Origin of the sequence: Azospirillum thermophilum (genome assembly GCF_003130795.1) — a bacterium.
Classification (GTDB): Bacteria; Pseudomonadota; Alphaproteobacteria; order Azospirillales; family Azospirillaceae; genus Azospirillum; species Azospirillum thermophilum.
In genome coordinates this window covers 161,536-186,821 of record NZ_CP029359.1, presented here as the reverse complement: position 1 = coordinate 186,821, position 25,286 = coordinate 161,536, and the positions used below count along the sequence as shown (strand labels likewise).

The window sequence follows — 25,286 nt, the reverse complement described above, 5'->3', positions numbered from 1 at the left end:
GCCTGAGCAGCGGTACCGAGCGGGCAAGGTCCCGCCCGGCTCCGACCTCTCCGGTCACCGCAGGGTCTGCAGGGTCTCGTCGTTCGGCGCAAAGCAGGGGTTATGGTGGCGGTCACGGGCGACCCGCGCTCCCCAGCGGTCGGTGAAATGGCGGCATTCCAGGCGGCGCTGCTCCTGAAATGCCGTGTCTTTCAACATGCCATGGAACGACACCGATTCCATGTGCAGCAGGACCGGGCGCGGCGTGAAGACGACGCGGTGCCCCGTCTCCACGACGCGCAGGCACAGATCCACGTCCTGCAGATAAGTCGCCAACTGCGGGTCGAAGCCGTTGAGATCCTCGAACACGCCGCGCCGGATCAACAGCGCCGCGCCGGTCACGGCCGATACCTCCCGCGGCGCGCTCGCCATGAACAGATAGTCCTCTTCCGGCAGCGAGGCGTAGCGCAGCGTGTGCCCGGCGATGCCGTTGTAGCCGAGGAACATGCCGCCATGCTGGACCCGTTCGTCCGGATAGAGCAGCAGCGGGCCGGCCACCGCCACCTCCGGATTGGTGAAGGGGGCCAGCAACTCCTCCAGCCAGTCGGTCGTGACCGGCACGATGTCATCATTGAGGAAAAGCAGGGTTTCCCCCTTCGCCCTGCGCGCGCCGAGGTTGGACTGGATCGAGAAGTTGTAAGGGTGGTCATGGCGGACAAGCGTCACCTTGGGATGGTCCGCCAAGCGGGCAAGATTGGCGCGCGCGACCCCGTTGGCCGTATTGTTCGACACGATCACCACATCCTCGACCAGATCGCCCAGCGCAAGGATCTGGCGGACCAGCAGATCGGTGAGCCGCCCCTTGTCCTTGGTGCTGATGATGATCGATACGCCCGTCCCGGCCGCGGGCGCCGGATCCTGACCGGAGGGCAGATAGGCCACGGGAGTTGCGGGATCGAGCAGAGCAAGCCGCTCCGCAATGATCGCCTCCCCCTGATCGGGGACCTCGACGAGCGGCAGAGGGACGTGGGCGAGCGCGCCGTAGTTACGGCCCAGCGTCAGACCGGAGAGGATACGCAGTGCGGCAGCATGACCACCCGGTTGCCCGGTCGAGCGCACAGCCGCCGCCGCCAGCCGGGACCGGACCGCGAAACGCGAGCGGAAATAGTCGCAGTTCAACGCATGGATCAGGTCCACGCCCGGCAGCAGCAGGGGATACACGCTGCCGTTCCGGCGATAATACAGGTCGAAGAGGATGAGAAGCCCCCCCTCCGCCGCCGCCCGCTCCAGCGCGGCGAGCGCCGGCGCATCGATACGGTCGCCCGCGCGCAGGAAGCAGACCAGATCGGTCTCGCCGCAGGCATCCAGCCGGGCGGCGAGCGCCTCGACCCCCGTACATACGGCCACATCGGCCGCTAGCCGTCCCATCGCTGCGGCGCCTGTCGCATCGAAGACCAGCCAGTCCGCCAGCCCGGCCAAGGCTGCACCGCTTGACAAGGCTGCAAGCGATGCCGGCAGCCGCGCCGCCTCCGCCGCATCGCCGGCCGCAACAACCACGAGCAGTCGGGGAGGCGGGGACAGGGGCAACCGTTTCCCCGCAGCCGCCCCGGCCGAGGCGAAGGCAGCCGCCCGCCATCTGTCGAACACGACGTCGCCAAGGGCGAAATCCGGGGTCAGCGGACGCAGGCCGGCCGGATCCCCGGGATAGGCGGGCCGCCCCTCGGCTTGGCCGATGCGCAGGTGATGGATCAGCGGGTTATCCCCGGTCGCCGCGGCATCAGGGTAGCTGTCGAGGTACCAGCGGGTGCAGAACCGCGGTGACGGGTCGCGTTCTTCGCGCCAGCCATGCTCCCGAAAATGCCAGAGCGGATCGACGCCGGCACCCCGCACATCGGGATAACTGTCCAGATACCAGGCCGGATCGAAGAAGGCGTTGGGGGCCCGCCCCTCGTTACGGCCCCAGTGGAGATAATGGACGACCGGATCGAGGCCGGACGCCGCGACATCGCCGTTGGATTCCCTGTACCAGACCGGATCGAACAGGGGGTGGGGGGTGGCGCCACGCCGGCTGCCGACGTGGAGGTAATGGCCGAGCGGCGTCAGGCCCGACGCGGCGGCGTCGGGATTGGCCGCAGCGTACCAGCCGGTATCGAACAGCGGACACGGATCATATCCCAGAGCGCCGCCGGCCAGGGCGTAATGGACCAGCGGGTCGACAGGCATCTGGGCCGCCTCGGGCGCGTGGGTCCTGTACCAGTCCGGCAGGAAGAGCGGATTGGGCGAGCGGCCCTCGCGCGCACCGATCAGCAGATAATGGCTGAGGGGGTCGGCCCCCGTCCCGGCCACGTCCGGATAGCGCTGCAGATACCAGCGGGTGTCGAACAGAGGATGGGGATCCAGTCCGGCCCGCCAGCCGGTCGTCACGTAATGGGCGGCGGCATCCTCCGCCGTGGCAAAGCGCAGGCCGCACCGGGCCGCATAGTAGAGCGGATCGAGCAGGGGAGAGGCCGAAAGGCTCCATGCGGCCGGGCTGGGCGGCGCCTCGGCTCCTGGCAGCACGGGCGACGCAGGCGATCCGGCGGAAAACTCCATGGGGCCACTTCTCCACTGTCTCGGGACCGGCTTCACCGAAGAGCCCCCGGCATCACGCGACCGGGTCGCGGCGGAACACGCGCCGGGCACAGTCCAGCGAGGCCGGCCCGACATCCTCCGCGAAACGGGCGTCGGGGTACAATCCCCTGGCCTCCAGGAACAGATCCCAATGGATTTCCGACCAGGGGCGCAGCTTCGCCGGATCGACCCCCGCCTCGTCGGCGAGCGCGATGATCTCCGGCATCATCGCTCCATGCCACCGCACGCGCCAATGGCGCCAGGAGTTCACTGCGTTGCCGACGATTCCGACGGGCGCGCTCCACCAGGCCGGGGCCTCCGGATAGGTGCCGAGAATCATCCGTGTCGTCGGCACGCATTCCACCAGAGTGCTGAACGGGGCGCCGTCGAAGGGGAAATTGAAACAGGCCGCTGCGAGGTCGGTGCGGAAGACGATGGGGTAGATGGCGGTGAACAGGTTGTCGTGTTCCGCCGCCGCCTCGCGCACCATGCATGATCCCGATGGCGATGGTTCGGGCGCCAGCACGGTCCGTTCGCCGATGAAGCCGGCGGCACGATCCCCATTGCCGAACCGCTCGCGGTGATAAACTCCGAAATTGACGAACAGGAAGGGCAGCTCCGGCCGCTCGCGCAATTGCATCACCACGGCCGGAACGGCATCCGGCATGATGTAATCGTCGTCGCCGATCATCCAGGTGAAGGGAGTCGACACGGCGGCGGCGCAGACCCGGAGATTGCCGAGCATGCCGACGTTCGCGCAGTTGCGCCGGATTTCGACCGGTTCGCCGTCGAACTCCTCCCGCAGCAGCCGCCAGCTGCCATCGGTCGAATCATTGTCGATCACCAGCAGCCGCACCGCGTCCCGACAGGAGGCCGTCTGCTCCAGCAACCAGCGGACATTCTCCCGCAGGAACGGGTAACGGTTGTAGGTCGATACGGCGATCGTCAGGAGCGCGCCTTCCGCCTGGTCGCCGGCAGCCTTGCGAAGCTCGGCATAGGCGGGCTCCGTCGCGCCGGCGAGAGCCATCAGCATCCGCTCCCGGTCCCGGACGGTGCGGCGCAGGGCCTTGCGGCGCATCAATGCGGCTAGAGCCTCGGCCCCCTTCTCCTCCAGCTCGGCATGGTCGGGCCGGCCGACCATGAGTCCGGGGGGCAGCTCGGTGAAGGACGTGACGGTCGCAAGCCCGATCAGCACCTGGTCGAGCGCCGCGCTGGGCGCCAGGCAGGCGTCGGATGACAAAAGAACCGCAGCGGCCTCCCGCGTCCAGCCCAGGAGCGGCCCGACCGTCTCCGACCGCAGAAGAAAGGCCCGGCTCCAGCCCTCCGGCAGCGCGGGAAGCCCGGCCACGGCAGCCGGCGCTGCCGGATGTGCGGGATCGCAGGCGCAGAGTTGCAGCACTCCCGCCGAAAGCGGCAGGTCGCGAACCGCCACGGAAGCATCCTGTCCGCCGGCACCGAGATCCTGGAGGGCTCTGCGCAAGACAGCCCTGTCCTGTCCGGCGGCAATTCGGTCATCGCGGGCGGAGACAACGGAAACGACCTCCCGCGCGTAGTCCGCCCAGCCGCGGAAGATCCGGGTCCGGATTTCCGCGTCGAGCCGGGCCCGCAATGCCGGGTCGGTGGCCATGCGCTCAAGCGCGAGGGTCAGGGCGGCGAGATCATTGACATCCACCGTCAGACAGCCGCCGCCCTCGGCGATCTCCCTCATGGAGCCGAACTCCGCGCAAACCGCGGGAACCCCACGTGCCAGGCTCTCGCAGATCGGCAGACCGAATCCCTCGTCGTTGGAGGCAAAGATCGAGAAGGCAGCCCGGCGGTACAGCGCTTCGATCTCCGCATCCGGCAGATAGCCGTGATAGTCGATGGCCGGATCGTCGTCGGTCAGCGACCGGAAGATCTGCGCCACGGCCGGATGCAGGGACCCGACCATCACCAGCCTCCAGCCGCGCAACGGCCCGTCCTTCAGCGCCTTGAACGCCCGGATCAGTTCGACCTGCCGCTTGCGCGGTTCGACCGTTCCGACAGACAGGATCATCCGCTCCGGGTGCCGGGCCGGGGCGTCGGCGGGATGGAGGATCCCGTCGTCGCGGTCGGGGAGGGGCATGGCCTGGATCCGCGACGCGATGGCGGCCGCCCCTGCGACGGCCCGCCCGGCCAGCCGGACATAGTGGTCCAGAAGGGCATCGGCGGAATAGCGCGAGATCGGCAGGATCAGATCGCTCTGCGCCAGACGGTTGACGTAGACGGTGTGGACGCTCCGGTGAAGGGCATAGTCGGGATTGGTGATCGGGATCAGGTCGTAGAAGATCGAGGCGACCTGGATCCCGTATTCGCGGCATTGGGCGACGATACGGGCGAAGACATCGTTGCCCTGGGGGGCGTGATAGGCGATCTCCGGCTGGATCAGCCAGACCGGTTCGCCGGCCGGCAGGGTGTCGGCAAACCGGTGGTCCACGCGCCGGGCATAGCGGTTGACCTTGACCCCCGGCGGCAGGGTCCGCGAGCGGAACAACTGTTCCAGCTCGGTCCGGTCTGCGTAGCGGAGCTGGTTCTGGGGGGCGTCCCAGGTCACGAAATCGACATCGGCGATCCTGGCAAGTTCCCGCGCCAGATTGACGACGACACGCTGCACTCCCGAGCGGCCGTCCGCCTGGATGGTATGCCCGACGAAGTAGAGGAATTTGCGAACCGAGTCCCGCACCGTCCCACCTGCCTCCGAAAAGAGAGGTCCGGTCCCACCCCTCACGCGATGGAGCGTGCCACCATCTTCGTCAGGCGCAGCGACCGTGCCCGGTGCTCCCGACTCCTCACGACGCGGAGGCCAGCTCGGCCTCGATCAGGTGCTCGATGATCTGAGGCAGCAGCGTCTTGGCCTTCCATCCCAGCCGGGCCTCCGCCTTGGCCGGGTTTCCCACACTGTAGTGGATGTCCATGGGCCGGCGCTGCATCCTGTCCTGCACCACATGGTCGCGCCAGTCGAGCCCGAAGCGCTCGAAAGCCATACGGGCGAAATCCTCCAGCGCATGCATGCGGCCGGTCGCGATCACGAAATCGTCCGGCGTCTCCTGCTGCAGCATCCGCCACATCGCGTCCACATACTCGGGTGCCCAGCCCCAGTCCCGTGCTACCGACAGGTTGCCCATTTCCAGCTTGGACAGCCGGCCCTGGGCTACGGCGATGGCCCCGCGGATGATCTTGCGGGTAACGAATCGCGCCGGCCGCAGCGGCGATTCATGATTGAACAGGATGCCGGAGCAGGCAAAGAGGCCATAGGCCTGCCGGTAATTGGCGACCAGCCAGTGCGCCGCCGATTTGGCCACGCCATAGGGGCTGCAGGGGCGGAAGGCCGTCGCCTCGCTGGCCGGCCCGTCGAGCGTGTCGCCGAAGCTTTCGCTCGACGAGGCATGGTAGAACCGGGTGTCGATGTCCAGGAAGCGAATGGACTCGAGGATGTTGAGCGTGCCGTTCAGGATGCTGTCGATCGTCTCGACCGGCTGCTCGAAGGACAGGCCGACGGCCGACTGTGCCGAGAGATTGTAGATCTCGTCGGGCTTGGCCTGCCGGATGACCTGCACGATGTTGCGGAAATCGTGCAAGGCAACCGAATGCACCTGCACATCCCCGCGGATCCCGAGAATCTCCAGGTTCCGGAACGACGCGATTTCGCTGTCCCGCGACGTGCCGTGGACGGCATAGCCGCGGGACAGCAGAAACTGCGCAAGATAAGCGCCGTCCTGACCGGAGACGCCAAAGATCAGCGCGGTACGAGCCATCGTCCTTGCTCAGGTCAGCGCGCCGCCGTCTCTCGCTCGAGGCGGGCAAGGTCGCTGGAGACCATCTCGCGCACCAGTTCGGGGAAGGTGGTCGTGTGCTTCCAGCCCAGCTTGGCATGCGCCTTGGACGGATCGCCCAGCAGCAGGTCGACCTCGGTCGGGCGGAAATAGCGCGGATCGACCTCGACCAGCACGTCGCCGGTGGCGGCATCGATGCCCTTCTCGTCCACACCCGTGCCGCGCCATTCGATCTTGCGGCCGACGCAGCCGAAGGCCAGCTCGACGAACTCGCGGATGGAATGGGTCTCGCCGGTGGCGAGCACGTAATCGTCGGCCTGCGGCTGCTGGAGGATGCGCCACATGCCCTCGACATAGTCGCGGGCATGGCCCCAGTCACGCTTGGCGTCCAGGTTGCCGAGATAGAGCGCCTTCTGGCGGCCGGTCTGGATCGCCGCGACGGCACGGGTGATCTTGCGCGTCACGAAGGTCTCGCCGCGCGTCGGCCCCTCATGGTTGAACAGGATGCCGTTGGAGGCGTGGATGCCGTAGGCCTCACGGTAGTTCACCGTGATCCAGTAGGCATAGAGCTTGGCGGCGGCATAGGGGCTGCGCGGATAGAAGGGCGTGGTCTCCTTCTGCGGCGTCTCCTGCACGAGACCGTACAGCTCGGAGGTGGAAGCCTGGTAGAAGCGGGTCTTCTTCTCCATCCCGAGGATGCGGATCGCCTCCAGCAGGCGCAGGGTGCCGAGCCCGTCGGAGTTCGCCGTGTATTCCGGCGTCTCGAAGCTCACCTGCACATGGCTCTGGGCCGCCAGATTGTAGATCTCGTCCGGCTGGACCTCCTGCACGATGCGGATCAGGTTGGTCGCATCGGTCAGGTCGCCATAGTGCATCCGGAACCGGACATCGCCTTCATGGACGTCGTGGTAAAGATGCTCCACGCGCTCCGTGTTGAAGGAGGAGGAACGCCGCTTGACTCCGTGGACGGTATAGCCCTTCGACAGCAAGAGCTCCGCCAGGTAGGCGCCATCCTGTCCCGTGACACCAGTGATCAAAGCAACCTTGCTCAATGCTCGCTCCTGTTTCTCAGGCTAGGGTCTAGGCTGCATTCAGGCAGCACGGTTAGAAGATGGCGGCACTTCAGAAGTGGACGGAAACTACGGTCTTTTCCGTGGAGCCGTCAACAGCGGGGTTGTGTACCCCGCTGCGCCTGGAAAATGGCCGGGCACCTGCTTCGTCCCCGTAACTGTTCCAGTCCTATAGTATCGTCGGACAGTGCCGCCACGGGGGGTTTACCTCGCTGCCCGGCAGCGTCCGGCTTAGCGAAGACACCGGGCAAAGACAAGAGTGGAGCCCTGTGGCGAGGAGTGTGGTAGACAGCGGGCATTGACGGGGGTGGTTTCCTCCCGGTGCGGCAGCCCTGCCTGGGCGGCCCTTGAGAAAAGGCAGCTTTCCGGTTTCATGCTCGATCCACTTCATGAGGCCGACCTCCGGCCTGCAGCCAAGACCATCGATCCGGTGCGCTCACGGCCCAGCCGCCCCGCACAGGCCATACAGAGCAAGGCCTCTGCGGAATGAAGCAGGGGACGACGCAGGCCGGCGCACCGACCTTCACCATCGTCACGCCCTGCCTGAACCGGGTCAGCCTCGTCGCGGAGGCGGTGGAGAGCGTCCTGGCCCAGCGGGACGTAACGGTCGAGCATATCGTGGCCGATGGCGGCTCCACCGACGGCACGCTGGAGGTGCTGGCCCGCTATCCGCACCTGCGCGTCCTGACCGGACCGGACAGCGGACTCTATGACGGGATCAACCGCGCCCTCGCCATCGCGCGCGGCCGCATCATCGGGCATCTCAACACCGACGACACGCTGCTACCCGGCGCCCTCGCCGCCGTGGAGCGGGCGCTCGCCGCCAACCCGGAGGCCGATGCGGCCTGCGGTGGAGCCGTAGTGATGGAGGCCGGCAGAGACGGCGTCCTGCGGGAACTGCGCCGCTACGACGACCCTGCCATGAAACGGCTGAGGCCGCTCGACCTGTGCCGTGGCGTCCCGATGATCAACGCCCGCTTCTTCCGCCGCGAGTTCTACGACCGGGTGGGTGTCTACGATCCGTCCTACCGCTATGCCGGCGACCGGGAGTTCCTGCTGCGGGCCTGGACCGCCGGGATGCGGACGGTTCCGGTGGCGGAGCCGGTCTATGCCTACCGGCAGCATGCCGGCTCTCTGACCATCGTCGGCGGCATGCGGCATACCGTCCCATGGCTGGACGAGCATCTGCGGCTCGCCCGGCGCTGGATGCAGGATCCGGACGCTCCACCCGCCCTGCGGCACGAGGCGCGCGCCTGGCATGCGCTGGAAGTCGGCAGGGCGGCGGTCCACGCCCTGGCAGCTCGACAGCCGGCCGATGCTGTGACGCTGGCGCGCGGCGGGGCCGCAACCGATCCCCTCTGGCCCGGCCGCTTCCTCACCCAGTCGATCGGCTATTGCCTTCGCCGGATCGGATGGACAAAGGATTGGGCCGGCTGACCCCCGGTCATCCCATAACCGTTCCCGCCAGTCGTGTCTGCGACCAAACCGTCGCCCAACAGAGCCTCCGCCTATGCCGTCCTCCCTGCCGCCCGCCGCCGGCTCCCTCCCGTCCGGTTTCACCTCCCTTGTCGAACGGTTCGCCAGCAGCGAACCGGTCGTACGAGCCCTTGCCGTCGGCAGCGGCCCGGGACGGGAAGCCCTTGCCCGTGGGCTGGCCCGCAATCCCCGGCGGCCGGTGCTGGTGGACGGCGGAGCGGGTTCCCTTCCGAACGCCCATGAAGTGGCGGAGGCCTGGCTGCGCCTGCGCGACGATCCCGACCAGCCGCCGCTCGCCCTCCTGCTCGACCGGCTGGAGGAAGAGGGCCGGCGCCGGGAGGGGGCCGCCGGGGCCGAACCCCCCTCGACTTCCGCCGGCAGGAGCGCGGCGACTTCGAGATCCTGCTGATCGAGAACGCCGGCTTCGCCGGCCTGAAGGCGTTGGATCTGGCCGAGGATGCCAGTCTCGTCCTGCTGGCGGAGCCGGCGGAAAGCGGCACCGGCTGGCTGCTGCGCCACCGCCTGCTGACGCGGCCAGGCTGGCAGGTGCTGCACGACGACCCTGCGGGCGGCTACGCGGCCTTCCGCCGTGTTGGTCTTGGGGGGGTCTGCCGATTCATTTTTTCACGATCGTGCTGAACGGGGAGCCGTTCATCCGGTATCACGAGGGGGTGTTTTCCCAGCTTCCGATGGAGTGGCACTGGCACATCGTGGAGGGGGTGGCGTCCCTCAAGCACGACACGGCGTGGAGCGTGGCGTCGGGCGGGCGGGTTCTGGACAGCGTGCACGACCGCGGGCGCAGCAACGACGGCACCTCGGCCTATCTGGACGAGCTGGCGGCGCGCCATCCCGACCGGGTGACGCTCTACCGCAAGCCGCCGGGCGAGTTCTGGGACGGCAAGCGCGAGATGGTCAACGCGCCGCTGCCGTCCATCGGCGAGGACTGCCTGCTCTGGCAGGTCGATGCCGACGAGCTGTGGACGGCCGGGCAGATCCGCACCGTCCACGCCCTGTTCCAGGACAATCCCGGGCGCAGCGCCGCCTTTTACTGGTGCGACTATTTCGTCGGGCCCGAGCGCATCATCGCCACCCGCCACAACTACGCGCAGAACCCGCGCCAGGAGTGGCTGCGCACCTGGCGCTTTTCCCCCGGCATGCGGTGGGCGGCGCACGAGCCGCCGGTGCTGGCCGACGCCGACGGCCGCAACGTCGCCGCGGCCGACCCCTTCACCCAGGACGAGATGGAGGAGGCCGGCGTCGTCTTCCAGCATTTCGCCTACGCCACCGAGGCGCAGGCCGCCTTCAAGGAGAGCTACTACGGCTACCGCGACGCCACCGCCCACTGGTGGCGCCTGCAGCGCGAGGCGGCGGGGCCGGTGCTGCTGAAGGATTATCTGCCCTGGGTCACCGACACCACCCTGACCGACCTGGCCGCCGCCCGCGGCGTGGTGCCGCTGGCGGTGCCGGAGGGCAGCGGGGCGGCGGGCGGCTGGCGCTTCCGCGATCCGGACGAGGTGGCGGCGCTCCGGCGGGCGCTGCCGGCGGTGCATCCGAAGATCCTGGTGGACGGGGTGTTCTACCAGCACCTCAACTCGGGCATCGCGCGGGTGTGGACGGCGGTGCTGAAGGCGTGGGTGGCCTCGGGCTTCGCCCGGCATGTGCTGCTGCTCGACCGCGCCGGCACGGCGCCGCGCATCCCGGGCGTGCATACCCGGACCATCCGCGCCCACAGCTACGACGCCACCGGGGCGGACAGCCTGTACCTGCAGCGGCTGTGCGAGGAGGAGGGGGCGGACCTGTTCGTCTCCACCTACTACTCGACGCCGACGACGACGCCGTCGCTGTTCATGGGCTACGACATGATCCCCGAGGCGCTCGGCTTCCCGCTGGAGGACGAGGCGTGGCGCGAGAAGCACCGGGCGATCCGGCACGCCTGCGCCCACATCATGATCTCGCACAACTCGGCGCGCGACCTGGAGCGGCTGTTCCCCTCGGTGCCGGCGGGCAGCACGGCGGTCGCCTACTGCGGCGTCGACGCCGGCTTCCGCCCCGCCACCTTGGACGAGGTGGCGGCCTTCCGCGCCCGCCATGGGCTGAACGGGCCCTACCTGCTGATGGTCGGCGAGCGCTCGGGCTACCAGGGCTACAAGAACGGGCTGCTGCTGTTCCGCGCCCTGGGACAGGAGGCGGCCTCCGGTAATCGGGCCGGCGACCTGACGGTGGTGTGCATCGGCGGCCGGCCGGAGGTCGAGCCGATGTTCCGCGCCCTGGCGCCGGGGGTGCGCACGGTGCGGCTGTCGCTGCCCGACGAGGAGCTGCGCTTTGCCTATGCCGGGGCGCAGGCGCTGGTCTACCCGTCGCGCTACGAGGGCTTCGGCATGCCGATCGTCGAGGCGATGGCCTGCGGCTGCCCGGTCATCACCTGCGCCAACTCCTCGATCCTCGAGGTGGCGGGCGAGGCGGCGCTGTTCGTCGGGGAGGACGACGCGCAAGGCCTGCTCGACGCCATCGCCCGGACCCGCGATCCCGGCCGCCGCGCCGAACTGGTCGACCGCGGCCTGGAGCAGGCCGCACGCTTCACCTTCCCCGCCATGGCCCAGACCATGGCCCAGACCATGAGCGAAACCGTCCGGAGCCTCAAAACAGGCATCCTCGCCCCGCCTTCAACCCTCTGGAACGACGTCAGGACCATCCAGGCGGCCGGCGGGTCGGCTCCAGGCGCGATGGAGGATGAGGATTCGCCCTGGGTGCTGCGCCGCCGCCTGCAACGGGCGGAACAGCATCTGCAGGCCGTGCAGAACGAACTGTCGAGCATGCAGAACAGCCCCTTCTGGCGGCTGCGCCGGGTGACGCTGGCGGTCCTCGGCCGGCTGGGCGTACGATGGCGCCGCTGAGGGGGCGGCGCTGATCAGATGCGCATCCTGTTCGACGACCACATCTTTTCCATCCAGCGCCATGGCGGCGTCTCCCGCTGCTTCGCCGAGGTCATCGCGGGGCTGCAGACGCATCCGGGAGTGGAGGTGCTGCTGCCCTTCCGCCGGGTGATCAACGCGCATCTGATCGACCAGCCCGACCTGAACGTCTGCGGTTTCCTGGACGGCCGGCATTTCCCCGGCAAGCGGACCCTGCTGCGCGCCCACAACAAGCGCCTGATGCGGCGGGCGCTGCGTCGGATGTCCTTCGACGTCTTCCACCCGACCTTCTACGACACCGGCTACCTCGACCTGCTGGAGGACCGGCCCCTGGTGGTCACCGTCCATGACATGGCGCCGGAGCTGATGCCGGCGGCCTTCCCCCATCCCGACATGGTCCATCCCGGCAAGAGGGCCCTGTGCGAGGCCGCCTCCGCCATCGTCGCGGTGTCGCAGACCACCAAGGCGGATCTGGTCAGGCTCTACGGCCTGGACCCGGACCGGGTGACGGTGATCCATCACGGGCTCTCCGGCGACGCGGTATGGGCGCCGGGACAACCCGCGGGGATGGGGCTTCCGGACCGCTATCTCCTGCTGGTCGGCCGACGCGACGGCTACAAGAATTTCGCCGGGGTGGCGGGTACGTTGGCCGCCTGCCTGGCCCGACGGCCCGACCTGCATCTGGTCTGCGTCGGCGGCGGCCCGCTCGCAGAGGAGGAACGGCGTCCCTTCCAGGAGGCCGGCTGCGCAGCACGCCTGCACCAGCATACGCTGGCCGCCCCCGACCTCGCCCGGGCCTATGCTCATGCCGAGGCCTTCATCTACCCCTCGCTCTACGAAGGGTTCGGCCTGCCCATCCTGGAAAGCTTCGCCAACGGCTGCCCGGCCGTGCTGAGCAACCGCAGCTGCTTTCCCGAGATCGCCGCGGACGCCGCGCTCTACTTCGATCCGGGAACGCCGGAAACCCTGCACGGAGCTCTGGACCGGCTGATCGGCGACCGGGCGCTGCGCGACCGGCTGGTCGAGGCCGGACGGCGGCGCGCCCGCGACTTCACCTGGGCGGCGGCAGTGGAAAAGCTGGTCGCACTCTACCGGCGCCTGCCCGTCCATCGCTGAAGCGGGCTCCGGCGGCATAGGCAGGTCAGAAGACGCGCACCGCGCAACGGGCCAGGAAGCGCGTCGTGCGCATCGGCGAGCGGGCGAAGGCCCGGCCGATATGGCCGACCGCACTGGGAAAGGAGCGTTCGTGCACCGCCGCCACCGCCTGCTCGATCGCGAGGCTGGCCCGGAAGCGCCGCAGCCCTTCCGGGCCGGAGACCCGCAGGACCCGTTCGGCGTGCTGGCTGTGCAGCCGGTCGATGGCGACCGCCACCGCGGCCGAATGCGGCCGCCGGCTGACATGCACCACCGTTCCCAGCATCGGCAGGCAGTCGAAGGAGAAGCGCTCCATGCAGCGCAGCAGCCAGTCCCAATCCTCCAGCCGGGGAAGCCCCTCGTCGAGCGGCCCCACCGCGGTGAAGCAGTCGCGGCGCACCATCATGGTGGAGCCTGGGGAGACGTAGCAGCCGTCGAGCATCGTGTCGAACCAGCTCCCGTCCGCCTTCGGCCGGCGCTCGCTGTAACGGCCGCTCTCCTCGCGATGGAGGACGAAGCCGGTGCAGGAGACCTGAGGCGCGCCCGACGGCTTCTCCATTGCCGCAAGCTGGGTGGCGAGCTTGCCGGGCAGCCATTCATCGTCGGAGTCGAGAAAGGCGATGTAGCGGCCGCGGGCCGCTCCGACCCCGGTATTGCGCGCCGCAGCGGCCCCCCGGTTCCGCTCGTGACGCAGAACCCGGATGCGCGGATCGTTATAGGAAAGGGGAATGTCGGCGCTGCCGTCCGAGGACCCGTCGTCCACCACGATCAGCTCCCAGTCCGCGATCTCCTGGGCCAGCACGCTTGCGATGGCACGACGCAGCGTATGAGCCCGGTTGAAGGCGGGTATGACGATACTGACCAGGGGCTCTTCCATCGATGATCTCGTTTACGGCACGGCGACCGGACCTGTGCGGTGCGCACCATAGGGCGCACCGTGCGCAACGGGAAGGGGCGACGAACAGGTCACCTGCTCTTTGTCCACGCATGTGCCCGGGAAGCAGCCCTCAGACGCTGCGGTTCTTCAGCGACAGCTCCAGATGGCGCAGGATCAGGTCGGTGTCGTAGTCGGTGGACTGCTTCACCACCCGCTCCCAGTAGGTCAGCAGCGGGATGCGGGCCGGGTTCTTCTGCAGCAGGTCGCGCTTGAGGAAGGGGAAGTCCATCTGGGAGATCAGGTAATCCCAGAAGAAATGCGTCCCGTTCAGCGGCACCCCGGCGTTGATGGTGCGGAAAATCTGCTGGATGAAGCTCCTGCGCACCGGATCCAGGCCATCGCCGGCGATGTCGCGCTCCAGCACAGCCTCGACCAGGGCGGAAGCCGCCTGGCGGTAGGGAAAGGCGGCGCGGCAGCGCAGGCCGCCCCGGCGCAGCGCCCGCGTCAGCCCGACCTCGTACTTGCGCACCACCCAGGTCTTGGACTGGACGTAGCGCAGCCCCGTCCAGAAGGCGGCGAAGGCCGGGGAGGCGAGGGCCTTGCGGTGGAACAGCAGGAAATAGCTCTGCAGGTGGAAGGAGAATTCCCAGCTGTCCGACGCGCCCCAGACGTCGGCCACCGCCGGATCCATCCGGTCCAGCACGCCGGCCAGATGGTAGAGCGGCCCGTAAACGCTGTCGTTGGCGAGCAGCAGCATATCCAACGCACCGAGGTCCGGAATGGCGGCGACGCCTTCCTTGTAGGCGCCGAAATCATACCCGACATTGTCGCGCCGGATGATCAGGGCGCACAGATCCTGCAGGCTTTCCAGCTGCCCCAGCTTCGGCGAGTTGCTGACGAAGACGATGGCGAAGCCGAGGTCGCGGAGCTGGCGCAGATAATGCTGCACGAAATCGTGGACCACGCCCTGCCGGTCGTAATGGACGAACACCACCACCCGGCGCGCGCCGGCCAGCGGATGGCGTCCTTCGAGGCGCTCGCGGACATAGCTCGCCTTGCGGGTCACACTGGCCGCATAGGAGAGGTAGGCTCCGAGAAGCTTGGACTGTGCGATCAACCAAACGAACACGAAGCGCAGGCGCAGGGGAAGGCGGAGCAACTGCATCATCGGAACCGGGTCATCCTTGGAACGGTTCGGCCTGGGCTTCTGGATCGACGGGGATCGATCCCCCGGGCCGCATCAGACGGGCAGATGCTGGGTACGGACCAGCAGTTCCGCCCGCGCCCGCAGCTCGAGCGGCAGCGGCGGCAGGCCGGCGGCCGGCTTCAACATGGCGCGCAGGGCTTCGCCCGCCTCCTGCTTCAGTCCGGCATTGACGAGCGCCTGTCCCTGATGGAACAGCGCCGGCCACAGCAGAGACCGGGCGATCGGCGCGGTCTCGCGGTCGGGCAGCGCCATGCAGGCCTCGTAGGAGCGGCCGAAGAAGTCGGCGGCCGCCCGCGGCGCCTTGCGATGGTTGAGGGTGAGGATGCCGAGCGCGAAGGCGGTGGAGGCTAGAACGGCCCCCTCGGCCGGCAGGGCGGCCTCCACCGGCACCACGAGCCGGTCGGCCGCCGCATAATGGCCGAGATTCACCAGGTCGACGAAGATCTTCCGCTGGGTGTCCTCCAGGATGTACGCCGGAATCCGCTCTCCCAGCAGCGGGCTTGGGTGGTCGCCCAACCGCAGCACCTCCTCCGCGGCATCCGCTGGTCGATCCCACGCCAGCAGGTGCGCCACGAAGCCCCGCGCCCGCCACATCAGCTCTTCGCTTTCCTCGTCATCGGCCCCAATAATGTGCAAAGCTGCGCGCATCCGCTCACCGGCAAGCGCTGCAGCCTGGAACCATGTGTATGCAATGTCACGTTGACCGTCAGCTAGCCACGCCAATATGCCGCTGAAATACAGGACATTACCCAGGCAGAATGGATAAAGGGCGTGGTAGGCATCGATACTGTCCGGTTGTACGGACTCCGAGAGCTTCGCATACAGGGCGGCAGGATCAGCCAGATCGATATTCCAGCGCCGGAGAAAGACTTCGGCGACTTCAGACTGCGCAGCATGAGCAGCTTTGAAATCACCAGCGTTGGTCATCTCCTTCAGCAGCCGGTAGCGGTATCCAACCCCCAGCGGCGAGACCGGATCTGTCGTTTTGATTCGGGTGCGCAAATAATCATGGTAAGAACTCCGATCGAAGGCACGGGTCAGGTCGGCCCGCAGCTCCTCCCCGACGGAGGCAGCAATCCGTAGCGTGTGGCCACGGTCAATCACCGAGACACTCTTAAAACCGACGCGCCGGAGCAGGAGCTCTATCCCCTGTGGACTATAGAGGACATAGTGGTAGCCAGGGCAGAGAAGTGACAGCAGGGTTCCCGGCTGCGTCTCCGGACGAATGCCACTGGCACTGGGCGTGGTGAGCAAGAGTGTGCCGTTCGTCGTCAGAACGTCACGCAGAATAACCAACAGTTTTTCCGGCTCGAAGACATGCTCGATTACCTCTGCGCACAGTGCGAGATCGAATGGTTCCGCACCAGCATCGGCTGCCGAATGCAAATAGACATGCTGAATGTCTACACCGAGCACCTCTCGCCCTAAGCGAGCACTATATCCTGGATCGAAACCACGGGCTTCCCAGCCGAAGGCAGTACGGGCGTAGTCCAGCAGGAAGCCGAAGCCGCAGCCAATCTCGATATAGCGACGCACGCCGGCAGGATCGACGGCGGCAAGAAGCTCTGCCATTACGTCGATGCCGGCGTTCTGCTCCAAGTAGACATCCACCAAGGGATCGAGAACTGCCTCATAGGGAGGCTGCCCCATGGTCGGATGGAAGGCAGTACCACAGGATTGGCATACAACCAAAGGCTGCTCATCGTGCGGAGGCCAAGGGGAGCGCACCTTCAGACGAATCCGCTTGGCTCCCGCATCCTCACAGGCCGGGCAGGTGGCATTCAGATGGCAGTCATCACTCTCCCACGTGATCGTCTTGGTCCAGTTGATGATTTCCGCGCCACCCATCTCGATCTTTTCCATCCCCGTCCTCTGCATCGATCCAGTGAGCCCCGCTCTCTTAACAGCCTATGACCACGGCAACAAGCGTGGGCGGGATCCGCTCAACATCGAGAGTCCTTCCATAACCAGAAACTGTGTGACCTGAGACTGATCCTCGACCCGAAACTCCTCCAGGCGGGGCGAGAGGTCCGGCGCTTCATCGGCCGGTGTCAGGGCCCCCGGGGATGCGTGAGGACGATCCTCGTTATAGTGCCGCCTCCAGGCCTCGATCTTGGCGCGGGCATCCTCCAGGCTCAAGAACCAATGCGTGTTCAGACACTCATCCCGAAAAACGCCCGTTGAAGGACTCGATGACGGCGTTGTCGGTCGGCTTGTCCGGCCCTCCCGACACAGCAGGATGTGGATCCGCCGATAGCCGTGCGGATCCGCGTGGCGGCAATCTCCTTGATCCGCTGGCGCAGCGGCGCCTGGTCGTCCCGGATCGTCTTGTAGCGGTGCGAGCTGCGGTCAAAGCGCATCGCCGCACAGCTCCGGCGTTCGCTCCCCCGATAGCGATCCTGCAGCCACCGGATGATCTCCCGCCGCCGACCAGTCGTCATGCCTTTTCGCCAGCTCCTCCTGGAGCATCGCCTTGTTCAGGCTCAGGCCGGCAATCTTGCCGGAAACCCGCATTTCCCCTGGAGGGGGGTTCCGGTCGGGGGCACAGGTCACTCCAACTGGCTTCCCGCCACCGCACCGTGCCATGGTGGCGTCCTCCGACATTGCCGTCATTCCGTCCCATGCCCCCCAGCCTGACCATCGTCACCGTGAACTGGAACTCCGGTGCACTGCTGCGACAGTGCGTCGCGTCGCTGCCGGCGGCGCTGACCGGCGGCTTTACGCTGGAGCGGATGGTGGTGGTCGACAACGCCTCCACCGACGGCTCGGCGGATGGGCTGGAGACAGGGGCGTCGGCAGAGACGTCGGCAGAGACGTCGGAGGTGCCGCTGGCCGTGCTGCGAAACCCCGCGAACCGCGGCTTCGCCGCCGCCTGCAACCAGGGCGCCGCCGGGGCCCGGTCCGATTGGCTGCTGTTCCTCAACCCCGACACCCGGCTATCGGGCACTTCCCTGGCGCCCGCCCTCTCCTTCCTGGAGGAACCGGCGAGCGCCCGGACCGGCATCCTCGGCATCCGGCTGGTGGACGAGGCGGGGCGAACCCAGCGCGCCTGCGCCCGCTTCCCGACGCCGGGCCGCATTCTGGCTCAGGCGCTTGGGCTGGACCGGCTGTGGCCCGCCTGCTTCCCGCCGCACTTCATGACGGACTGGGACCATGCCGACACGCGGCCTGTCGATCAGGTGATGGGCGCCTTCCTGATGATCCGCCGCGACCTGTTCGAGCGGCTCGGCGGCTTCGACGAGCGCTTCTTCGTTTATTTCGACGATGTGGACCTCTGCCTGCGCGCCCGGCAGGCGGGATGGGAGGTGGTGCATTTCGCCGGGGCGGAGGCCTACCACCGCGGCGGCGGCACCACCGACCGGGTGCGCGACCTGCGGCTGTTCTATTCGCTGCGCAGCCGGATCCAGTTCGCCGCCAAGCATTTCGGCATGACCGGCACGGTGCTGGTGGCGGCCGTCAGCCTGTTGGTGGAACCGCTGGCGCGGCTGGTCCACGCACTCGTCGCGCGATCGCCGCGGGATGCCGGTGCCGTGTTGCGCGGGACGGCGCTGCTGTGGCGGGCCCTGCCCGACCTGCTGTGCGGCCTGGGGAAAGCCAAGCCGCAGGGATGAGCGCTTTTCCCGACCGGAACGAGCCCGCTTTCTCCCGGACGGGCTTGCGGCTATAGTCGCGGGCGGCGCCGGGACGGCCGGACAACGCCGCTGCGGATCCCGACGCTCCCATGCCGCCTGCCCTGATCAGCCTGCCGACAGACTCGGATCTCCTGGTCCTTTCCTCACCTGCCTTCGACGCCCGCCCGCCCGCCCTGCGCCACGCCGGGCTGATCCCGCCACCCGTCCTCCATTCCATGGAAGGTACCTGGGCAATGGGACGGTTCGAGGAACGGCGGGTACGCATCCTGCGGCTGCGGGACGTCTGGGTCGCCCGGGAAGGCCTGGTTTTCGACCAGGATGGCGCGCTCTACCGCGAAACGATCACCCAGCACAGCGGAGCGGAGGTGGCCAGGGCACAGGCCGCCGTCCTCGCCGCCATCGCCACCGGGTCAGGGCCGGCCGACCGGGAAGGTCCGGTGGTGCTGTGCAAGAAGAGGGGCGTCGGCAACTACGGTCACTGGATGATGGAGATGCTGCCGAAGGCGCATCTCGTGGCAAGCCATCTGCCGAACCTCGCTCCCCGTTTCCTGGTGGCGGACGTGCCGGGACAGATCCGCGCCTCGATGGCATCGTCGCTCGCCCTTCTGGGGATCGATCCGGCCCGCGCTGTGGTCGCCGGCGACGAGCCGCGCCGCTTCGACGAGCTGATCCTCGTGGAAGGGCTGACCGAACACGGCGTCTACATGTCGCCGCTGGTGATGGATTGCGTCCGGGCGCTGTCCGATGCGGTGGCGGCCGGCCGTCCCGGCATGCCACCGCCTGCCCGTCGTCTGTTCGTCAGCCGCCAGGCCGCGGGGTTCCGGCGGTTGACGGGAGAGGATGATCTTCTGCTGCAGGCCCAGGGAGCGGGCTGGGTCCCGGTGGAGCCGGGCCTGCTCGCCCTGCCGGACCAGATCGCGCTGTTCTCCGGGGCGGGGGAGGTGGCGGGTGTCATGGGAGCGGCCATGACCAACATTATCTTCCTGCCGCCGGGAAGCCGCGTGGTCGCCCTGACCCCGGCCAGCATGCCGGACACCTTCTTCTGGTTCATCGCCACCCTGCGCGGGCTCGATTATCTGGAAGTCCGCTGCGCTCAGACCGGACCGGTCCGCGGCGTCATGCCGTGGGACACCGACCTGATCCTCGATCCTGCCGACGCTGCCGGACTGTTCGGCATCGCCCGGACCGCCGAAGGACAGCCATGATCACGCCCGACAGCGGTTTCAGGCTCTGCATCGACAAGGTCACCGTCGGCGCCGACCTTCGTGTGGAGGGCTGGGCCTTCCACCACCGCCACGGTCCCTGCCGGATCGAGGCCCTCGCCGGCAATGGAAGCGCGCCGCCCGCCGCATCCGCCGCCGACCGGCTGAGCAGCGGACTGGACCGCCACGATGTCGGGCTGTCGCTCGGGACACCGATGGCCGACCGGTCCGGCTTCGACCTCGCGGCCGTCCTGCCCGGCGACGCCCGGGCGGTGTGGCTGCGGCTGGGTGCAGGCGGCGAGCAGGCCTTCGCCCCGCTGCTGGTCCGCAACGGGACGGCCCTGCACGACTGGAGACCGGCCGACGGCAGCGGCATCGCCGTGATGGAGTACGGCTTCCTGACGGAGCGGGGACCGCGCTTCGCCGCCGCCCTGCCGGCCGCCCTGACGCGGGCGCACGAGGCGCTCGGTCTGTTCGCCGCCGCGCCGCGCCGCCCGGCACCGCTGCAGGCCCCGGTCTCCATCGTGGTTCCGGTCTTCGGCGGCAAGCCGTTCCTCGCCCCGCTGCTCCAGTCGCTGGTCGAGACGGTGGAGCCCTGCCACCGGATCGTCTTCGTCGACGACGGCAACCCCGACCGCAGCATCACCGCCTTCCTGGTGGCGCTGGGCTGCTCGCTCGACAACGTCGCCGTGGTCGCCAAGCCGCGCAACGAAGGCTATCCGCGCGCCGTCGCCGCCGGGGTCGAGGCGGCGACGCGGCTGAACCCCGACGGCCATGTCGTGCTGCTGAACACCGACGTCGAGCTGCCGGCCGGATGGCTGGAGCGGCTGGTCGGGCCGATCGAGCGGATGCCCTGGATCGCCAGCACCACGCCGCTGACCAACGCCGGCACCATCTGCGGCTTCCCCGCCATGCCGGACGACAACGCCCCCTTCCTGGGCGCTGCGGTCGGCGAGATCGACGCGGCCTTCGCCGCGATGGCGGAGCTGCCGCCGGTCGAGCTGCCGACCGGCGTCGGCTTCTGCATGGCGCTGAACCGGCGGGTGCTGCGGGAGATCGGCTTCTTCGACCTGGAGGCCTTCGGGCGCGGCTATGGCGAGGAGGTGGACTGGTGCCGCCGCGCCATGCGCCACGGCTTCGCCAACGTCGCCATCCCCAACCTCTACGTCCACCACAAGCATGGCGGCAGCTTCTCCAGCCAGGAGAAGCAGGGCCGCATCGCGGCGTCCGGCGAGATCATCCGACAGCGCTATCCGGAGTTCGACGCCGAGGTGCAGGACTTCATCCGGGCCGATCCGCTGCGCCCCCTGCGCGCCGCCGCCGCCGCGGTGGCCCAGGGAAGGCTCGGCCGGCCGCGCACGGTCCTGCTGTTCGACCATGCCGGCGGCGGCGGCACGGCCGCCTTCCGCGCCAAGGAGATCGCCCGGCTTCAGGCGGCCGGCAAGGCGGTGCTTCTGGTGCGTCCGGCCCTGCGGCCGCGGGTCGGCATGCCGGACGGCGCGCTCGACATCGAGCTGCTGCACGCCGACGGCCGTTTCGATTTCCCGGCGAACGACCTCGCCGATCTCGCGGCCCTCGCGCGGGTGCTGCCGCTGAGCGAGGCGGTCGTCGGCTCCCTGGTCGGCTATCGGGCGCCGGACGCCGTGATGGCCTTCCTGCGGACGCTGCGGACCGGGGAGCTCTGCGGGCGGGAGGTGCCGCTGCGGCTGCTGCACCACGACTATTTCCCGGTCTGCCCGTCGCTGAACCTGATCGACGCGGAGGACCGCTTCTGCGGCGTGCCGGGACCGGAGCGCTGCCGGGCCTGCGCGCCCGCCAATCCGCATTTCCGTGTCCCGGAAGGCGGAACCCTGGACTTGGCGGCGCATCGCCGGGCCTGGCAGGAGATCTTCGACCTCGCCGACCGCCACGTCTTCTTCTCCCGGAGCGCGCTCGCCGTCATGCGGCGGGCCTTCGCCCTGCGCGACGAGCGGGTGCGCATCATCCCGCACCTGGCCGACCATGTGACGGTGGCGCCGCTGCCGCCCCCGCCGCCCGGCCCGGTCCTGCGGGTAGCGGTGGTCGGCGGCATCGGGGTGGCCAAGGGCTCCCGCATGCTGGAGGCGATGGTGCGGCTGGCCGAGGCGCACCGGCTCCCCGTCGCCTTCGAGCTGTTCGGCAACATCGACCGGCCGATCGGCTCGGCCCATTTCCGCGACAACGGCCCCTACAGCCCGGACCAGCTTCCCGGCCTGCTGGCGGAGCGGGGATGTCACGCCGTGTTCCTGCCCTCCATCTGGCCGGAGACCTATTGCTACGTGCTGGACGAGGTGGTCGGGCTGGGGCTGCCGGTCGGCGTCTTCGACATCGGCGCGCCGGCGGAGCGGCTGCGCTGCTGGGCCAACGGCTTCGTCGTCTCCCCCGTCACGCCGGAGGCGGCGCTGAACGCCCTGCTGCGCGTGGCGGGCGGGCGGGCCGCCCGATAGACTGGCTCCGGCCCCCGGCGGAGCGACCGCGGACGGACATGCAGCGGACCCCGTAATGCCCCACCCTCCTCCCCCCTTGCCCGAAGATCTCCGGCTTCTCGAAGCGGAAGCGGTCTCCATCCTGCGCGAGACGGCAGCGGCCTTCCGCAAGCCGGTCCTGCTCTACTCCATCGGCAAGGACAGCGGGGTCCTGCTGCATCTGGCACGCCGGGCCTTCCATCCCGGTCCGCTCCCCTTCCCGCTGCTGCACATCGACACGGGCTGGAAGTTCCGCGAGATGATCGCCTTCCGCGACGAGACCGTGCGCCGGCTGGGGGTCGAGCTGATCGTCCATCGCAACGAGGAAGGGGCGGCACGCGGCATCGATCCGGTGCGTTCCGGATCGGCCCTGCACACCCGCGTCATGAAGACGGAAGCGCTGCGCCAGGCGCTCGACCGCCACGGCTTCGACGCGGCGATCGGCGGCGCCCGGCGGGACGAGGAGAAGAGCCGGGCCAAGGAGCGCATCTTCTCCATCCGCAGCCCGGGCCACGGCTGGAACCCGCGCGACCAGCGGCCGGAGCCCTGGCGGCTCTACAACACACGGCTCCAGCCGGGGGAGACGGTGCGCGTCTTCCCGCTGTCGAACTGGACGGAGCTGGACGTATGGCGCTATGTCGCCGCCCGGCGGCTGCCGGTGGTCCCGCTCTATTTCGCGGCGGAGCGGCCGGTGGTCCGGCGGTCGGGGACCCTGATCATGGTGGACGACGAGCGGCTGCCGCTCGATCCCGGCGAGGTACCGGAGCGGCTGCGCGTCCGCTTCCGCACGCTCGGCTGCTATCCGCTGACCGGCGCGATCCCGTCCGGTGCGGCGACGGTGGAGGAGATCATCGCGGAGATGCGCGCCTCACGCAGCTCGGAACGGCAGGGCCGGCTGATCGACGGCGACGAGCCGGCGGCGATGGAGCGCAAGAAGCGGGAGGGATATTTCTGATGGACTCTCCAGCCTCCGGCGGACCGGAAAGGAGCACCGGGCACGGACTGCTGCGCGTCCTCACCTGCGGGTCGGTGGACGACGGCAAGTCCACGCTGATCGGCCGCCTGCTGCACGACGCCGGGCTGGTGCCCGACGACCAGCTCGAGCAGGTCCGGCGCGACAGCCGCGGCCGGGTCGAACAGGACGGGGAGATCGACTTCTCCCTGCTGGTCGACGGGCTCGAGGCGGAACGCGAGCAGGGCATCACCATCGATCTCGCCTACCGGTTCTTCGCCACGAGCCGGCGCAGCTTCATCGTGGCCGACGCGCCGGGGCACGAGCAGTACACCCGCAACATGGCGACCGGCGCCTCCGCCGCCTCGCTGGCCCTGCTGCTGGTCGATGCGCGCAAGGGGCTGCTGACCCAGACGCGGCGCCACAGCGTCATCTGCTCCCTGATGGGCATCCGCCACATCGTGCTGGCGGTCAACAAGATGGATCTGGCCGGCTTCGGCGAGGCGGTCTTCGACGCCATCCTGCGGGACTACCGGGCCTTCGCCGCCCCGCTCGGCTTCACGACGGTGACGGCCATCCCGCTGTCGGCGCGCGCCGGTGACAATGTGGTCCACCGGTCCGCCCGGATGCCCTGGTACGGCGGCCCCACCCTGCTGGAGCATCTGGAGGCGGTCGAGCCGGGGGAGGGGGACCGCGCCGCCGCTCCCCTGCGCTTCCTGGTGGAGTGGGTGGCCCGCCCGGCGGCGTCCGACACCGATTTCCGCGGCCTGTCGGGCAGCGTCCTGTCGGGGCGGGTTGCCGCCGGCGACCGTGTGACGGTGTGGCCGGCCGGGACGCCGGCCCGGGTCGCCCGCATCGTCACGCTGGAGGGGGAGCCGGAGGAGGCGCGGGCCGGCGACGCGGTGACGCTGGTCCTGGAGGAGGCGGTGGACGCGGCGCGCGGCGACCTGCTGAGCGGCGCCGGGGCGGGGGCGGGGGACGCGCCGGAGGTCGCTGACCAGTTCGCCGCCCACCTGCTGTGGATGGGGGAGGAGCCGATGATCCCCGGCCGCTCCTATCTGCTGCGCTCGGGCGCGCGGTGGATGCCGGCGACCGTGACGGCGCTGCGCCATGTGCTGAACGTCGAGACGCTGGAGCACGGGGCGGCGGCGACGCTGGGGCTGAACGCGGTCGGGCTGTGCAACCTGTCCACCGCCGCCCCGCTGGCCTTCGACGCCTATGCGGCCAACCGCGATACCGGCTCCTTCATCCTGGTCGACCGCTTCACCAGCCGGACGGTGGGCGCGGGCATGATCCGCCACCCGCTGCGCCGGGCCGCCAACCTGCACCGGCAGGAGCTGGCGGTGTCGGCGGCCGAGCGGGCGGGGATCAAGCGCCAGCGGCCCGCCGTCCTGTGGTTCACCGGTCTGCCGGGCGCAGGCAAATCGACCGTCGCCAACCGGGTGGAGCGGCGGCTGCACGCGCTCGGCCACCACACCATGCTGCTGGACGGCGACAATGTCCGGCTGGGGTTGAACCGGGACCTCGGCTTCACCGACGCCGACCGGGTCGAGAACATCCGCCGGGCCGGCGAGGTGGCGCGGCTGATGACCGAGGCCGGGCTGATCGTGCTGTGCGCCTTCATCGCCCCCTTCCGCGCCGAGCGGGAGATGGTGCGCGCCCTGTTCGCGGAGGGAAGCTTCATGGAGATCTTCGTGGACACCCCGCTCGCCGAATGCCAGCGGCGCGACCCCAAGGGCCTCTACGCCAAGGCGCGGGCGGGCAGCTTGCGCAACGTCACCGGCATCGATTCGCCTTACGAACCGCCGCAGGCCCCCGAGCTGCGGCTCGACACGCTGGCGGAGGATGCCGACCGGCTGGCCGACCGGGTGGTGGAGGCCCTGCGCGTCCGCGGAATCGCCGGTGCCTGACCGGGGGGCGCCGCCTTCCGGTCGACACCGCCCCCTTCCGGCAGGCCCACC

Annotated in this window: 17 protein-coding genes and 1 pseudogene; 10 read left to right on the top strand and 8 right to left on the bottom strand. The window is 69.0% G+C overall.

Features of this window, described 5'->3' with window-relative positions; translation table 11 throughout:
- Positions 1-54: 54 nt before the first annotated feature.
- The 4 genes from DEW08_RS30245 to gmd all read right to left on the bottom strand — a co-directional run bounded on the left by DEW08_RS30245 (position 55) and on the right by gmd (position 7,432).
- Complete coding sequence (locus tag DEW08_RS30245; protein ID WP_168220579.1) at positions 55-2,571, bottom strand: glycosyltransferase; 2,517 nt, start codon at positions 2,569-2,571, stop codon at positions 55-57.
- 52 nt (positions 2,572-2,623) lie between these two features.
- Complete coding sequence (locus DEW08_RS30240; protein ID WP_109334456.1) at positions 2,624-5,290, bottom strand: glycosyltransferase; 2,667 nt, start codon at positions 5,288-5,290, stop codon at positions 2,624-2,626.
- 106 nt (positions 5,291-5,396) lie between these two features.
- Positions 5,397-6,362, bottom strand: coding sequence for a GDP-mannose 4,6-dehydratase (locus tag DEW08_RS30235; protein WP_109334454.1), 966 nt, complete (start codon positions 6,360-6,362; stop codon positions 5,397-5,399).
- Positions 6,363-6,376: 14 nt separating this feature from the next.
- Entirely contained in the window at positions 6,377-7,432 is a 1,056-nt protein-coding gene (gene gmd, locus DEW08_RS30230) for a GDP-mannose 4,6-dehydratase (protein WP_109334452.1), read from the bottom strand.
- A 504-nt stretch (positions 7,433-7,936) separates the two neighbouring features.
- Here gmd and DEW08_RS30225 point away from each other — a divergent pair.
- The 5 genes from DEW08_RS30225 to DEW08_RS30210 all read left to right on the top strand — a co-directional run bounded on the left by DEW08_RS30225 (position 7,937) and on the right by DEW08_RS30210 (position 12,954).
- Positions 7,937-8,887 (top strand): glycosyltransferase family 2 protein, encoded by a 951-nt coding sequence (locus DEW08_RS30225; protein ID WP_109334450.1) that lies wholly within the window; start codon positions 7,937-7,939, stop codon positions 8,885-8,887.
- Between the two features lie 73 nt (positions 8,888-8,960).
- Positions 8,961-9,335, top strand: coding sequence for a hypothetical protein (locus tag DEW08_RS30220; RefSeq protein ID WP_109334448.1), 375 nt, complete (start codon positions 8,961-8,963; stop codon positions 9,333-9,335).
- A 32-nt stretch (positions 9,336-9,367) separates the two neighbouring features.
- On the top strand, positions 9,368-9,565 hold the full coding sequence (locus tag DEW08_RS30885; RefSeq protein WP_146214799.1) for a hypothetical protein: 198 nt from the start codon (positions 9,368-9,370) through the stop codon (positions 9,563-9,565).
- A 32-nt stretch (positions 9,566-9,597) separates the two neighbouring features.
- The gene (locus DEW08_RS30215) at positions 9,598-11,820 is read left to right on the top strand and encodes a glycosyltransferase family 4 protein (protein ID WP_146214798.1); all 2,223 of its coding nucleotides are present in this window, start codon (positions 9,598-9,600) and stop codon (positions 11,818-11,820) included.
- An 18-nt stretch (positions 11,821-11,838) separates the two neighbouring features.
- Positions 11,839-12,954: a glycosyltransferase family 4 protein gene (locus tag DEW08_RS30210; protein WP_109334444.1), complete on the top strand. Its 1,116-nt coding sequence runs from the start codon at positions 11,839-11,841 to the stop codon at positions 12,952-12,954.
- A gap of 25 nt (positions 12,955-12,979) precedes the next feature.
- Here the strand turns inward: DEW08_RS30210 and DEW08_RS30205 are convergent, their stop codons facing one another.
- The 4 genes and pseudogenes from DEW08_RS30205 to DEW08_RS33930 form a co-directional block, all read right to left on the bottom strand.
- Positions 12,980-13,849: a glycosyltransferase family 2 protein gene (locus tag DEW08_RS30205; RefSeq protein WP_109334442.1), complete on the bottom strand. Its 870-nt coding sequence runs from the start codon at positions 13,847-13,849 to the stop codon at positions 12,980-12,982.
- A gap of 130 nt (positions 13,850-13,979) precedes the next feature.
- Complete coding sequence (locus DEW08_RS30200; protein WP_109334440.1) at positions 13,980-15,017, bottom strand: rhamnan synthesis F family protein; 1,038 nt, start codon at positions 15,015-15,017, stop codon at positions 13,980-13,982.
- 72 nt (positions 15,018-15,089) lie between these two features.
- Positions 15,090-16,919, bottom strand: coding sequence for a class I SAM-dependent methyltransferase (locus DEW08_RS30195; RefSeq protein ID WP_245987097.1), 1,830 nt, complete (start codon positions 16,917-16,919; stop codon positions 15,090-15,092).
- A 183-nt stretch (positions 16,920-17,102) separates the two neighbouring features.
- Positions 17,103-17,277, bottom strand: a pseudogene (locus tag DEW08_RS33930) (integrase core domain-containing protein); the annotation flags it as partial.
- A gap of 400 nt (positions 17,278-17,677) precedes the next feature.
- Here DEW08_RS33930 and DEW08_RS30185 point away from each other — a divergent pair.
- From DEW08_RS30185 to cysC, 5 genes are all read left to right on the top strand, one after another.
- Positions 17,678-18,667 (top strand): glycosyltransferase family 2 protein, encoded by a 990-nt coding sequence (locus tag DEW08_RS30185; RefSeq protein ID WP_109334438.1) that lies wholly within the window; start codon positions 17,678-17,680, stop codon positions 18,665-18,667.
- Positions 18,668-18,777: 110 nt separating this feature from the next.
- Positions 18,778-19,893 carry a glycosyltransferase family 61 protein gene (locus tag DEW08_RS30180; RefSeq protein WP_109334436.1) on the top strand — a complete coding sequence of 372 codons (1,116 nt, stop codon included), beginning with the start codon at positions 18,778-18,780 and terminating at the stop codon, positions 19,891-19,893.
- Complete coding sequence (locus DEW08_RS30175) at positions 19,890-22,355, top strand: glycosyltransferase (RefSeq protein WP_109334434.1); 2,466 nt, start codon at positions 19,890-19,892, stop codon at positions 22,353-22,355. Before DEW08_RS30180 ends, DEW08_RS30175 begins: the two co-directional genes overlap by 4 nt.
- A 55-nt stretch (positions 22,356-22,410) precedes the next feature.
- Positions 22,411-23,328, top strand: a complete 918-nt coding sequence (gene cysD / locus DEW08_RS31605; RefSeq protein WP_109334432.1) for a sulfate adenylyltransferase subunit CysD — start codon at positions 22,411-22,413, stop codon at positions 23,326-23,328.
- Positions 23,328-25,235, top strand: coding sequence for an adenylyl-sulfate kinase (gene cysC, locus DEW08_RS30165; protein ID WP_109334430.1), 1,908 nt, complete (start codon positions 23,328-23,330; stop codon positions 25,233-25,235). The genes cysD and cysC overlap by 1 nt, the downstream gene beginning before the upstream one ends.
- The last annotated feature ends 51 nt before the right edge of the window (positions 25,236-25,286 follow it).

Excerpts from the sequence above, each read along its gene's own strand:
- DEW08_RS30220 (WP_109334448.1), top strand. The coding sequence starts at position 8,961 with ATGCCGTCCTCCCTGCCGCCCGCCGCCGGCTCCCTCCCGTCCGGTTTC.
- DEW08_RS30185 (WP_109334438.1), top strand. The coding sequence starts at position 17,678 with ATGCCCCCCAGCCTGACCATCGTCACCGTGAACTGGAACTCCGGTGCA.
- cysC (WP_109334430.1), top strand. The coding sequence starts at position 23,328 with ATGGACTCTCCAGCCTCCGGCGGACCGGAAAGGAGCACCGGGCACGGA.
- DEW08_RS30225 (WP_109334450.1), top strand. The coding sequence starts at position 7,937 with ATGAAGCAGGGGACGACGCAGGCCGGCGCACCGACCTTCACCATCGTC.
- DEW08_RS30245 (WP_168220579.1), bottom strand. The coding sequence starts at position 2,571 with ATGGAGTTTTCCGCCGGATCGCCTGCGTCGCCCGTGCTGCCAGGAGCC.
- DEW08_RS30200 (WP_109334440.1), bottom strand. The coding sequence starts at position 15,017 with ATGATGCAGTTGCTCCGCCTTCCCCTGCGCCTGCGCTTCGTGTTCGTT.
- DEW08_RS30180 (WP_109334436.1), top strand. The coding sequence starts at position 18,778 with ATGCCGCCTGCCCTGATCAGCCTGCCGACAGACTCGGATCTCCTGGTC.
- DEW08_RS30195 (WP_245987097.1), bottom strand. The coding sequence starts at position 16,919 with ATGGAAAAGATCGAGATGGGTGGCGCGGAAATCATCAACTGGACCAAG.
- DEW08_RS30205 (WP_109334442.1), bottom strand. The coding sequence starts at position 13,849 with ATGGAAGAGCCCCTGGTCAGTATCGTCATACCCGCCTTCAACCGGGCT.
- DEW08_RS30210 (WP_109334444.1), top strand. The coding sequence starts at position 11,839 with ATGCGCATCCTGTTCGACGACCACATCTTTTCCATCCAGCGCCATGGC.
- DEW08_RS30175 (WP_109334434.1), top strand. The coding sequence starts at position 19,890 with ATGATCACGCCCGACAGCGGTTTCAGGCTCTGCATCGACAAGGTCACC.
- cysD (WP_109334432.1), top strand. The coding sequence starts at position 22,411 with ATGCCCCACCCTCCTCCCCCCTTGCCCGAAGATCTCCGGCTTCTCGAA.
- DEW08_RS30235 (WP_109334454.1), bottom strand. The coding sequence starts at position 6,362 with ATGGCTCGTACCGCGCTGATCTTTGGCGTCTCCGGTCAGGACGGCGCT.